Consider the following 12753-nt stretch of genomic DNA (forward strand, 5'->3'; position numbering starts at 1 on the left):
GTAAAGGTTTGCTTGTACATTGCTTCAAATTTTAAATAAATTCTTTTGAAATAACTTTCCGATAATTTTCACTTCAATGAATTTTTCATTTTTTTGAGTCTTTACGCCTATTGAACTAACATTTTCCTGTTTTAGAATAGTTTTATATTGACACAAGAACTATACAAGAATATCATTTTTCTCATATCTCTTTTTTTAAGAAAGGATCTATGCCATGTCTACAATTGACCACGATAAAATTGTTAAAAGTGTTCCTCAAAAAGGGTTTTTTGGACATCCTAAAGGACTTTACACACTGTTTTTCACTGAATTTTGGGAGCGTTTCTCCTATTATGGCATGCGTGCACTGCTTATTTATTATATGTACACAGAGGTGACAAAAGGCGGTCTAGGCTTTGACCAGACAACAGCCAATTCGATCATGTCTGTCTATGGTGCACTTGTTTATATGTCAGGCGTTATTGGCGGATGGCTCGCCGACCGGGTATTTGGATCATCCAGTACGGTCTTTTATGGCGGAGTTTTCATTATGCTTGGCCACGTGATTTTGGCTTTGCCAAGCGGAGCAACAGCGCTCTTTATTAGTATGGGACTGATTATTATTGGGACAGGTCTTCTCAAGCCAAACGTTTCAAACATTGTTGGCGACCTGTATACAAAAACAGACCCGCGCAGGGACTCTGGATTTAGTATTTTCTACATGGGGATCAATATGGGTGGCTTTATTTCCCCATTAATTGTCGGAACACTCGGTCAAAAAGTGAATTTCCACCTCGGGTTCTCACTCGCTGCCGTGGGGATGCTTGTTGGACTTATTACATTTGTGGTCACAAAAAAACCGAACCTTGGTCTTGCCGGCACGTATGTGACAAATCCATTATCAGCTGCCGAACGTAAGAACTTCAAAATTTACGGATCATTGGTTGTGATTTTGCTTGCAGTTTTTGCTGTCATTGGCATTCAAACAGGCGCACTCACAATTAATCTATTCACTTGGTTTGTTAGTGCCCTTGGTGTACTCATTCCGATTGTTTATTTCATTGTCATGTATTTCAGTAAAAAGACGAGCGCAGTGGAACAATCCAGGGTTCTCGCTTATATTCCATTGTTCCTTGCTGCCGTGATGTTCTGGGCGATTCAAGAGCAGGGCTCAAACATTTTAGCGACATATGCAGATCAACGAACAAACTTGAATTTCCTTGGGATGACACTAGCGTCTTCATGGTTCCAATCATTGAACCCAATCTTTATTGTGCTGCTGTCTCCAGTGTTTGCTTGGTTATGGGTCAGACTTGGGAAGAAACAGCCGTCTACTCCGATTAAATTCTCACTCGGCCTTCTGTTTGCAGGGTTATCCTTCATCATTATGATCATTCCTGCATACATGTCCGGTCCGAACACACTTGTGAGCCCATTATGGCTCGTTCTGAGCTTCTTCCTCGTTGTGATCGGAGAGCTCTGCTTATCACCAGTTGGACTGTCAGCGACAACAAAGCTGGCCCCTGCTGCCTTCTCAGCGCAAACGATGAGCCTTTGGTTCCTTTCAAATGCAATGGCACAGGCGATCAATGCGCAAGTAGTCAAACTGTTTGATAAAGTGCCGGAAACCGTCTATTTCGGTATCATCGGATTCCTTGCCATCGTTTTATGCGTTGTGATGCTATTACTGACACCAGTGATTAAGAAAGCGATGAAAGGCGTTCATTAATAAAAAACTGGACATGAGTACATCATGTCCAGTTTTTCACTTTATTGATGATCATCCTCCATATAGAAATTTTATATCTTACTGCATGATTCATTCGTTTTCATTGGTACTGTCTCATTTATTTCAATATTAAAATAATTCACGGCATTGTGATAACAAATATCTTTGACTATTTTTCCTATAAATTCGTAATCCCTTGGAAGCTCACCATTTTCTATCCAAGTCCCAAATAAATCACATAAGATTCTTCTGAAATATTCATGGCGAGGGAACGATAAAAAGCTTCTTGAGTCTGTTAGCATCCCTACGAAAGTGCTAAGCAAACCTATATTAGATAATGTTTTCATTTGATCTAGCATGCCGTCTTTTTGATCATTAAACCACCACCCAGACCCAAATTGAATTTTTGCTCTGGCATCAGAAGACTGAAAATTCCCTATAGTAGAGGCCACAATCGCATTATGAGCGGGATTTAAATTATAGATGATGGTTTTAGGTAAAAGGTTGTCTTTGTCTAATTCATTCAAAAAACCATTTAAATGTCTTGCTAGGTGGAAATCAGACATAGAGTCGTACCCACTATCTTTCCCCGTTAACTTGAACATTCGTGTGTTATTATTCCTTAAAGCACCTATGTGTAATTGCATGGTCCAATGAAGAGAATGATATTTTTTACTCAGGTGAAGAAGAGTGTTTGTTTTAAATTTATTGATATCCTCTAGGGATAGTGTTTTTCCTTGCAGAGCACGTACAAATATAGAAGACACTTCTTGTTCAGTAGCTGGTGAAAATGGAAATATTTCAAAACCATGATCAGACATTCTGCATCCATTCGCGTGAAAATAATCAATTCGTGAATGTAATGAAGCGATAAAGTTTTCATATGTTAAAACAGCGCCGTTGATTGAATCACCTAATTTTTCTATATAGTTTACAAAATTTGATTGTTCAATATTTAAAGCATGATCCGGTCTAAATGTAGGTAGGACCCTAGTTTTAATTCCTACATCTTTACGTATGATTTGATGAATTTCTAAAGTATCGATTGGATCATCAGTCGTACACACAACTTTTACATTAAATTTTTCTAAAATTCCATTTGTGGACATGTTCCTTTCATTTAATCTCTCATTACAAATATCCCAAACTTGATGTGCATTTTTTTCTGAGAACAACTCATTTATATTGAAATAACGACTTAATTCTAAATGTGACCAATGATAAAGAGGGTTTCCTATTGTATATGGAACCGTTTGCGCCCAAGCTAAGAATTTTTCCTTGTCACTTGCATTCCCCGTGATCAATCTTTCTTCTACGCCTAACCATCGCATCGCCCTCCATTTATAGTGATCTCCATTAAGCCAAATATCAGTCATATTTTCATATTTTTTGTTAGCAGCAATGTCATCAGCCATTAAATGCGTATGAAAATCATAGATTGGCATATTTTTCGCGTAATCATGATAAAGAACTTTTGAACTTTCATGATTAAGCATCATATCTTCGCTTAGGAATGTAGACAATATCGTCACCTCTATACATTTTATCGTTTCTTTATCCTTCAAACTTAGTTTAGAAAATCTCAATTAAATGAAATAAGGTGTTATTAACAAAAATAACACCTCACTTTTTTAGATCTTACTTAATTCAAACTCCGTATTTACGTAGATTGCGTCTCGTTGTGCAATTAAGCAAAGTTCTGCGGCTTTAAAAGTATGTTCTTGAGTCATAGCATTTTCAGTACCGTTTAAACAATCTAAAATAAGTTCACCAAAGTAAGGGAATCCTACTTCTCCATTTACAGAAAAATGCTGCTCTGTCTGTTGATTTACTAAGTATAAATGGTCTCCTGTTTTATCCCTTGCGATGTCTACGTATTTGCGAATTTCAATATACCCATCTGTTCCAAGAATGAATGTGCGCCCATCCCCCCAAGTGCTAAGGCCATCAGGAGTCAGCCAGTCTACTCTAAAGTAGTTTGTAGCCCCATTATCAGCAATCAAAGTAGCATCACCAAAGTCTTCTAATTCTGGATATTGATGATGCTTATAATTGCCCACTTTACTATGTACAACTTTTGCATCTTTTGCGCCAGAATAGAAAAGGAATTGTTCAATTTGGTGACTGCCAATATCACATAGAATACCTCCATAATATTCCTTTTCAAAAAACCAGCTTGGTCTACTTTCCACATTACTACGATGTGGGCCAGTTCCAAGAACTTGTACCACTTTTCCAATGGCTCCTTGTTCAATCAATTGACCAGCAAATACGGCACTCTCCACGTGCAAACGTTCACTATAATAAACAGCCCATTTAAGTCCCGTTTCAGCTGTTTTTTTACGAGCAAGCTCCAATTGTTCTAACGTTGTAAAAGGTGATTTATCCGTAAAGTAATGCTTACCATGATCTAAAACACGCAGCCCTAAATCACAGCGTTTAGATGTAATGGCTGCGCCTGCCACGAGCCTGACATCTGGATCTTCGAGGATTTCTTTCTCACTTTTGGCTGCCTGTACCTCCGGATAAGCTTTACAAAATTCTTGTACTTTTTTCTGATCATGATCATAAACCCATTTTAATGTAGCCCCAGCCTCAGTTAATCCATTGCACATTGCATAGATGTGTCCATGATCAAGACCTATTGCCGCCATGACGAATTGTCCTTCTGTAACAACAGGGGCACTTTTTCCCTTAGGAGCATAATTCATTCCATCACTTTTCTGCATGATTGTTCCTCCTCTAGCTAGCTTCCAGTTTATTTTTAATAATTTAATAACGTTAGACTCATAGTTTCTCGTAATTTCCTCCAACGGTTATCGTATCGTCTGAAAAATTTTCTACACTGCTTTGTTTTTCATAAAAATGCTTAACGTTCGCGAGCATTCCTTCACGTGTATAAAAAGGATCGTCTGCTGAAAGAGGAAGCTTCACATGAACACCTTGGTTTGCAGATTTATAGATGGCTGTAATAAGTTCTAGTGTTTTTCTTCCTTCTGTTCCATCAATTAAAAGCTTCTGGTTACCCTTGATAGCCATTAAAAAATTATTTATTTGTCCTTTATGCCCTTCAAATAGTAATTCCGGATATTGATGAAAAGCTTCCTGAATACGATTTTCTAAATCCTCATCATTTTTCTCTTGAGGAAACCCATTTTCTTTAGCTATTTGAGCATTTACTTTCCATGGGACAGATACTCTAGCTTTTTCACCTTGAAAAATCAATTGTTGTTCTTCTCCATGATGAACAACAGAACTGGTTACTTGTGCTAAGCTGCCATTTCCATATCGAAGTACAGCAATAGAAAGGTCTTCAACCTCTGCATTATCATGCAAGGTATTACTAGTTGCTGCAAAAATGTCAACCGGCAATCCTAACATCCATTGCAACATATCAATATGATGGACAGCATGATTAAGTGTACAACCTCCACCTTCTTTTTCCCATGTACCGCGCCACCATAAATCATAATAACTATGACCACGCCACCAAAAAGAATCAACTTGAGTATGAGCGATTTTTCCAATTAGGTTTTGATCAAGGACATGTTTTAATCTCATAATGGGCGTCATAAACCTGTTTTGAGCAACAACGGATAAAAGCTTCTGGCTTTCAATAGATGCTTTTATCATTTCGTCACATTCTTTTAGAGAAGAAGCCATAGGTTTTTCTACTAAAACATGTTTGCCTGCTTTAAGAAAATCGATGGCAATGGTTGCGTGCATATAAGGAGGTGTACAAATGGAAACGGCATCAATCGTAGGATCATTCAATAATTCTTGGTAGTTAGCGACAACTCGTGCTTCCAGGTTATATTTTGTTGCTGCAGACATTGCTTTTTCAGGATAAATATCAGCTAAAGCTACAATTTTACTGATTTCAGGCATTGCAAGATAAGCCTCGATATGGGCAGTTGCAATAGATCCAGTTCCTATAATGGCGATGTTGGACATATCAATCTTTCCCTTCTGCAATAAGATAAATTTTCACTTCTAATAATGAGATAGCGCTTTCAAAAAACTGAATGATTCACCTAGCTGATAGATCAGAGTACCGTTCGTTTTATTAATATTCTAGTTATACTAGTATGGTAGCTCAAAAACATTATAACTTAATCTTTTTGAATTTTGTATAGTTTTTGAATTTTCTTTAAGATCCTACACTTTTATGATTGATTATAGCTTACATAGTGGAATCATCAAGAGATGTTCACATTGAAAGTATTCAGAAAAATGAAATTAATGTCTACCATTCTAATCTACTTGTATGGTAGTATGTTAGAGAAAGGAGATTAGAATAATGAATATTGATTTTAAAAACCAAAACCTCTCTACGAGGGAACAAGTTTACAATATGCTAAAAGATCAAATATTAAGCCTGAAGCTTCCACCTGGGACAAATATTTCTGAAAAAGAAATATCCGTTCAATTTAATGTTAGTCGAACTCCTGTAAGAGAAAGCTTTTTAAAATTATCTCAAGAAGGATTATTAAGTATCTATCCTCAACGAGGTACTTTTGTTTCTTTAATTGATTTGAACCTTGTGGAGGAAGCACGATTTATGCGAGAACATCTCGAGAAGGCAGTGATTAAACTAGCCTGTAAGGAATTTTCGGAAGAGCTGATTAATGATTTAGATATGAATTTAAGTATGCAAAAAATTTGCGTTAAGAAAAAAGACTATAAAAAAATGTTTGAATTAGATGAGGAGTTTCATAGAACGATTTTCAAACGGTGTAAAAAAGAAAAAACATGGTTAGTTATTCAACAAATGAATGTACACTTTAATAGGAGTCGCATGTTAAGGCTAGTAACAGATTACAATTGGGATAATATTCTTTCTCAACATGTAAATATCTTCAAAGCTATACAAGATCAAGATGCTGTTAAAGCTGAAAAAATCATGGAAGAGCATTTGAAAATTGCACTTGTTGATAAAGAATTATTGAAGAAAGAATATCCAAATTATTTTAAATAACATTAGGGGTGATGGTAGATGAGGATGACATTCAGATGGTTTGGAGAAGGAAACGACACGATCACACTGGAACAAATAAAGCAGATTCCAGGAGTGGAAGGAATTGTTTGGGCACTGCATGATGTGCCCGTAGGAGAAGAGTGGCCAATAGAAAGAATGTTAGAAATGAAAAAATTAGCTGATAAACATAACCTTCATATTGAAGTAGTTGAAAGCGTGAATGTTCATGAAGACATTAAGCTTGGACTTCCAACTAGAGATCGATACATAGAAAATTATAAGAAAACAATTCAGAAGCTAGCAAAGGTGGGTGTTAAAGTCATATGTTATAACTTTATGCCTGTCTTTGATTGGATCCGTACAGACTTAAATAAAACACTTTCTGATGGATCTACAGCTCTATTTTATGAACATAGTCGAATTAAAGATATTGATCCGAAAGAATTAGTAAATAAAATTAGTGAGAACTCCAATTTAACCATGCCAGGTTGGGAACCAGAGCGGTTAAATCACCTCCACCACCTTTTTGAAGCCTACAAAAATATAACAGAAGATGATTTATGGGCCAACTTGAAATATTTTTTAGATCAGATTATTCCAATTGCAGAACTTCATGATATTAAGATGGCTATTCATCCTGACGATCCACCTTGGCCTGTCTTTGGTTTACCACGAATAGTAACTAACCAAAAAAACATCAGAAAAATTTTACAACTAAATAGCAGCCCATCTCATTGTATCACGCTCTGTACAGGATCTTTAGGAGCAAATTTAGAAAATGATTTAGTTTCTATGATTCACGAATTTATTGATAGAATACCATTTACTCATATAAGAAATGTACGTGTATATGATAACGGGGACTTTGTTGAAACATCGCATCGATCAAAAGATGGATCAGTAGATGTTTCAGCCATTATACATGCTTATTATGAAAGCGGATTCAAAGGTTATTGCAGACCCGATCATGGAAGACACATTTGGGATGAACAATGCAGGCCTGGATATGGTCTTTATGATAGAGCACTTGGAATTATGTATTTGTGGGGAGCTTGGGATGCTTTAAAAAATAAACAGTCTGGACAAAAAAAGCAAAGGAGGAAGCTACATGGTAAACATACAAGAAAATAAACATTTAGCTGGTAAAGTAGCTGTCATCACAGGAGGAAGTGGCGTACTTTGCAGCGCTATGGCAAAGGAACTTGCTAGACATGGCGTGTCTGTGGCTATTTTAAATAGAACAGTCGAAAAGGGCGAAAAGGTAGCCGAAGAAATTAACCTTATGGGCGGGAAAGCGATTGCGATTAAATGTGATGTGATGAATAAAGATAGTGTGGAACAAGCCGAGAAGATTGTAACAGAGGAATTAGGCAATTGTACCATATTGATAAATGGAGCTGGTGGTAACCACTCCAGTGCAAATACAACCAACGAAATATTTCAAACAGAAGACCTTACTAATCCTGAGGTAAATACTTTTTTTCATTTAAGTACAGATAGTGTGCAAAATGTATTTGATTTAAATTTTATGGGGACTTTCATTCCTACACAAATTTTCACTAAACATATGGTTCATCAAAAGGGAGCAGTTGTCATCAACATGTCATCTATGAGTGCCCCTTCTCCAATGACCAAAGTGCCTGCTTATAGCGCCGCAAAAGCCGCAATTGAAAATTTCACCAAATGGTTAGCTGTTCATATGGCCGAGGCAGGAATTAGAGTAAATGCTATTGCACCGGGCTTCTTTTTAACCTCACAAAATAAAAACCTTCTCCTAAATGAAGAAGGAGATTATACAGAAAGGTCTCATAAGATTATTTCGAACACACCAATGAGAAGGTTTGGTACGCCAGAAGATCTTCTTGGAACCCTATTATGGCTTGTTGATGATCATATGTCAGCATTTGTTACCGGCGTGACAATTCCTGTTGATGGAGGTTTTATGGCGTATTCAGGTGTTTAATATTTTTATTTTTTTCCTTGTCATACATCTTTATTTTATATGTTTTTTTAAATTTATAAGTAGGCTTGGAAAGGAGACATAAGAATGCAGAATGAGAACAGGAAACTAACACTCAAAAATTATATTGGTTATGGAACAATGGATTTATTTGGAGGGGGAGCATTCGCTATAATAGGCGCATGGATGTTATATTTTTTCATTACATACTGCGGTCTTACCCCTGTTGAAGCAGGATCTATTATTGCAATTGCACGTATTATTGATGCGATAGCAAGCCCAATTATGGGCCATATCACGGATAATTTCGGTCGTACAAAACTTGGGAAAAAATTTGGAAGACGCAGGTTCTTTTTGCTAGTTGGAAGCCCTTTGATGATTATTTATTCCCTTCTTTGGATTTCTGATATGAATTACTGGTACTATTTAACGGTTTATATTTTGTTAGAATTCCTTGCAGCAATGGTATTAATTCCATTTGAAACTCTTGGAGCTGAAATGACGAATGATTTTAATGCACGGACCAAGCTCTCAACAATAAGATTAATCTATTCAGGACTAGGAACATTTTTAGCTACCTTTATTCCAGGCAGATTATTCGAAATATTCGGAAAAGATTCACCTCAAGTTTTTCTTTACAATGGGATTATCTTCACCTTTATTTTTATGGCTGCATTATTAATTACACATAGAACAACATGGGAACGCAAAATAGAAGAAGACATGATAGAACCTGATGGTGTAGAAAAAGTACCTGCTATAGAATCCATCAAAAAAGTCATCATTGACTTAACATCTACTTTTAGAATAAGAAGTTTCCGTCAGCACCTCACGATGTATATTTGTTCGTTTACGGCCATGGATATTTTAAACGCTGTCTTTGTCTACTTTGTTGTGTTTTCTTTAAATAAAGATGCAGTGCTGGCAGCCGATTTATTATCTATTGGTTCATTACTTCAAATGGTATGTACAATATTGTTTGGTTGGCTCGTGATTAAAATAGGTCCTGCGCCATCTTTGAAAATATCTTATATTGCGATTATTACATGTATCAGCGGTTATATATTTTTATACTTCACACAACCAGCTTATATGATTATAGCGCTGTATGCTTTCTCTGTTATCTTAGGCATCGGAAAGAGTGGATTATATTATATACCATGGAATATTTACACTTTCATTCCTGATGTAGATGAAATGGTCACTCGTAAAAGAAGAGAAGGAATATTTGCAGGTATTATGACGTTTACACGCAAGAGTACTACAGCTTTAGCCACATTTTTGGTAGGAGTTATTTTACAGGAAAGTGGATTCGTTGCAAGCGCGACGACACAGTCTACGACAGCAATAAATGGGATTGTAGGTATTCTATTTTTCGGAACTGTAGGGCTAGTCGGGATTAGTTTAGTTATTTCATTTAAATTTAAATTATCTAAGAAAACTCATTCCATTATGATAAATGAAATTAATAGGTTAAAGAATAATGGTTCAATGGAACAGGCTGATGATGAAACAAGAAGTGTTTTGAAAGCGCTAACAGGATGGGATTACGAGAAGCTTTGGGGTCATAATAACGTAGGATATCAGAATAAGCGCCAACATTTTGAACAACAAGATTTTAAACAGGATATGAACTAACTTTTGTTGTTAGTTGCACTTCAAAAAAAACACCTTCAGATTGATATCAGAGGTGTTTTTAAATATCTTACATTTAGTGTTTTTTGATTTTAAAACCGGATCTCATCATCTCCATGAATTTGCAGCTTCAGCGGTTCACTTTTCGCCTGATGCTTTTTCACATAGCGGTGATAGACTATATACCCAATGATCATGAGCGGTACCCCAACATATAGCCCGATGCGCTGCTCTTGATCAAAGGCAAGGCTGACCAACACGATGGTATTCAGTGTGATTGCAATGATTGGCAGCACCGGATAAAGAGGCGTTTTAAATTTTAAGTTTTCCAGCTTTCCGCCTGCTTTCAAGTATTTTCTACGGAAAAGCAGCTGTGATAATGTAATCGTGATCCAGCCTGTCTGTGCACTCATGCCGGCAATGGACACGATCCAGGCAAATACCGTTTTCTCTGCAAAGAAGCCGGATAACAGCGAAATCCCTGTAAACAGGAACGTGAGCAGTAAGGCATTCATCGGAATACCGCGCTGATTGACGCGTCTAAATGCTTTTCCTGCCATTCCTTCCTTCGATAAGGAATACAGCATTCTCGTTGATGCATACAAGCCAGAGTTCGCAACAGATAATAAAGCAATGATAATGACAAAGTTCATGATGTCTGCCGCAAAAGGAATACCCGTTCTCTCAAACACAGTAACAAATGGGCTTTGCAGCACACTAGCTTCCTTCCAAGGCACCATACCTGCTAAGACGAAAATAGATAAGACGAAAAAGACGAGTGTACGCCATACGGTTTGATGTATCGAACGGGGAACGGTTTTCTCAGGGTTTTCACTTTCTCCTGCCGCAATCCCGATCAGCTCTGTTCCTTGAAACGAAAAATTCACCGTGATCATCGTGACCACAACAGCGAGCAGGCCATTTGGAAACAGCCCGTCACTCACAAAATGGCTGAAGTAAGGGGCGGGTTCACCGCTCGTTGTTTCAATAAACCCAAACATCGCCGCTCCGCCTACGCCAATAAAGAGTAAAATTGCAATAATCTTAATGGTGGAAAAGAAAAACTCCGACTCCCCGAACGCTTTCGCTGACCGGGCATTTAATAAGAAAAGACAGAGTCCGAATATGAGACACCAAATCCACACATCCACTTGCGGGAGCCAGCGCCTCATCAGCTGCCCTGCTGATAAGAACTCAAGGGCGACCGTTGCTGCCCAGCCGAGCCAATAAATCCAGCCAACAGCAAAACCTGCTGCCGGGCTGACAAATTTCGTCGCATACGTATGAAACGACCCCGACACAGGAAGTGCAACCGACAGCTCACCAAGACACAGCATGGTTAAATACATGATCAATCCGCCCACAATATATGAAAGAACAGCTCCGACCGGCCCTGCTTGTCCAATCGTATAGCCCGTTCCTAAGAAAAAGCCTGTCCCAATGACACCGCCAAGTGAAATCATAAATAAATGGCGGGAGGTCATCGCCCTTTTCAATTGTTCAGGCTGATTTTGTCCAACATCCACAATGATGCCCTCCTTCTTCTAAGATGCTCTGTTATCAAAACATGTCTCCATGTGATTCATTCCATTTTCAAAACAACCTACTAATTATACATCTTTTATAATAAATATGCTTCCTTCTATGGTCACTGTCTCAAAGTCTTTATTTTAGTAATGTTCGCACAACTATGTGGTGGATCAAACCATTTGATAGGATGCCATATATCTAAAATATTGCACAAAAAAACCAGCATGAAACTTTATCGTTGCACACTGGTTTCGTTTCATTCTTTTCGAGTCTCATTTTAGACAGTTCTTATGATCACTTTTGTCACAAGTCATTCTGCTTTTAACAAACACACTTTGATAAATTCATCTATTTTCTGAAAGCAGCGCTTTTTAGATTCAGCGTGAAAGGCCGCAGAATATGAATTGGCGAATCCATGCTCACCCTCTACTATTGTCACGCAAAGCTTTTCCTTTTTCTCCAAAACACTCGCAATCTCCCTTGGATGAAAGGATGCTTCGATCTCCGGGAAAAATAACAGCGTTTTGCAGGCGGGCACAAGATCGACGTCATCTCTGATCCTTGAACCATAAAATCCAATAACTCCTCTAAACAGCTGATCATTTTGGCTGCATCGCCAGGCAATTGTTGCCCCCACACTAAAACCTAGCAGAAATATGTCTATCGCGGCATTCTTCGTTTTTAACTCTTTTGCCAGATTCAGTACACTCTTTACCGGCTTATCAAAACCAACTTTATTCATAAAGTAGTCGTAAGCCTCATTTTCACTGACATAAGGGAAGTGCTTCGCCTGTCCCAATAAATGAGGACAATAAACCTCAAAACCAGCTGTGTCGAAATAATGGATCATACTCTTCATATGATCATTTATTCCGTATATTTCGTGTATTAAGATCATGACAGGTTTTTGTTTCGATGTATGCAAATGTTCACACTTCCCTT

The 12753-nt window shown here is 37.6% G+C and carries 10 protein-coding genes; 5 read left to right on the forward strand and 5 right to left on the reverse strand.

Going from position 1 to position 12753, the window contains the following annotated elements; all coding sequences use genetic code 11:
- Window positions 1-214 precede the first annotated feature (214 nt).
- Complete coding sequence (locus JJ692_RS00155; protein ID WP_056765124.1) at window positions 215-1708, forward strand: peptide MFS transporter; 1494 nt, start codon at window positions 215-217, stop codon at window positions 1706-1708.
- A gap of 71 nt (window positions 1709-1779) precedes the next feature.
- On the opposite strand, the gene uxaC is transcribed toward JJ692_RS00155, so the two are convergent.
- From uxaC to JJ692_RS00170, 3 genes are all read right to left on the reverse strand, one after another.
- Window positions 1780-3231 (reverse strand): glucuronate isomerase, encoded by a 1452-nt coding sequence (gene uxaC, locus JJ692_RS00160; RefSeq protein WP_073203786.1) that lies wholly within the window; start codon window positions 3229-3231, stop codon window positions 1780-1782.
- A 108-nt stretch (window positions 3232-3339) separates the two neighbouring features.
- Window positions 3340-4437 carry a Gfo/Idh/MocA family protein gene (locus tag JJ692_RS00165; RefSeq protein ID WP_073203784.1) on the reverse strand — a complete coding sequence of 366 codons (1098 nt, stop codon included), beginning with the start codon at window positions 4435-4437 and terminating at the stop codon, window positions 3340-3342.
- Between the two features lie 58 nt (window positions 4438-4495).
- Window positions 4496-5662 (reverse strand): Gfo/Idh/MocA family protein, encoded by a 1167-nt coding sequence (locus JJ692_RS00170; RefSeq protein ID WP_073203781.1) that lies wholly within the window; start codon window positions 5660-5662, stop codon window positions 4496-4498.
- Window positions 5663-6008: 346 nt separating this feature from the next.
- Here JJ692_RS00170 and JJ692_RS00175 point away from each other — a divergent pair, with 346 nt between their 5' ends.
- The 4 genes from JJ692_RS00175 (at window position 6009) to JJ692_RS00190 (ending at window position 10284) form a co-directional block, all read left to right on the forward strand.
- Window positions 6009-6686: a GntR family transcriptional regulator gene (locus JJ692_RS00175; RefSeq protein ID WP_206534098.1), complete on the forward strand. Its 678-nt coding sequence runs from the start codon at window positions 6009-6011 to the stop codon at window positions 6684-6686.
- Window positions 6687-6704: 18 nt separating this feature from the next.
- Complete coding sequence (gene uxuA, locus JJ692_RS00180) at window positions 6705-7817, forward strand: mannonate dehydratase (protein ID WP_206534099.1); 1113 nt, start codon at window positions 6705-6707, stop codon at window positions 7815-7817.
- Window positions 7795-8649, forward strand: coding sequence for an SDR family oxidoreductase (locus JJ692_RS00185; protein WP_206534100.1), 855 nt, complete (start codon window positions 7795-7797; stop codon window positions 8647-8649). Before uxuA ends, JJ692_RS00185 begins: the two co-directional genes overlap by 23 nt.
- Before the next feature lie 84 nt (window positions 8650-8733).
- Window positions 8734-10284: an MFS transporter gene (locus JJ692_RS00190; RefSeq protein ID WP_206534101.1), complete on the forward strand. Its 1551-nt coding sequence runs from the start codon at window positions 8734-8736 to the stop codon at window positions 10282-10284.
- Between the two features lie 89 nt (window positions 10285-10373).
- Here the strand turns inward: JJ692_RS00190 and JJ692_RS00195 are convergent, their stop codons facing one another.
- Together JJ692_RS00195 and JJ692_RS00200 are read right to left on the reverse strand one after the other, a co-directional pair.
- Window positions 10374-11807 carry an amino acid permease gene (locus JJ692_RS00195; RefSeq protein WP_025093653.1) on the reverse strand — a complete coding sequence of 478 codons (1434 nt, stop codon included), beginning with the start codon at window positions 11805-11807 and terminating at the stop codon, window positions 10374-10376.
- A gap of 314 nt (window positions 11808-12121) precedes the next feature.
- Window positions 12122-12736, reverse strand: a complete 615-nt coding sequence (locus JJ692_RS00200; protein ID WP_024424284.1) for a dienelactone hydrolase family protein — start codon at window positions 12734-12736, stop codon at window positions 12122-12124.
- Between the last annotated feature and the right edge of the window lie 17 nt (window positions 12737-12753).

Source organism: Bacillus sp. 3a (assembly GCF_017161885.1).
GTDB classification, from domain to species: Bacteria; Bacillota; Bacilli; order Bacillales; family Bacillaceae; genus Bacillus; species Bacillus safensis.

Coding starts and splice junctions, on each gene's coding strand:
- JJ692_RS00185 (WP_206534100.1), top strand. CDS start 7,795: ATGGTAAACATACAAGAAAATAAACATTTAGCTGGTAAAGTAGCTGTC.
- JJ692_RS00175 (WP_206534098.1), top strand. CDS start 6,009: ATGAATATTGATTTTAAAAACCAAAACCTCTCTACGAGGGAACAAGTT.
- JJ692_RS00190 (WP_206534101.1), top strand. CDS start 8,734: ATGCAGAATGAGAACAGGAAACTAACACTCAAAAATTATATTGGTTAT.
- JJ692_RS00170 (WP_073203781.1), bottom strand. CDS start 5,662: ATGTCCAACATCGCCATTATAGGAACTGGATCTATTGCAACTGCCCAT.
- JJ692_RS00165 (WP_073203784.1), bottom strand. CDS start 4,437: ATGCAGAAAAGTGATGGAATGAATTATGCTCCTAAGGGAAAAAGTGCC.
- JJ692_RS00155 (WP_056765124.1), top strand. CDS start 215: ATGTCTACAATTGACCACGATAAAATTGTTAAAAGTGTTCCTCAAAAA.
- uxuA (WP_206534099.1), top strand. CDS start 6,705: ATGAGGATGACATTCAGATGGTTTGGAGAAGGAAACGACACGATCACA.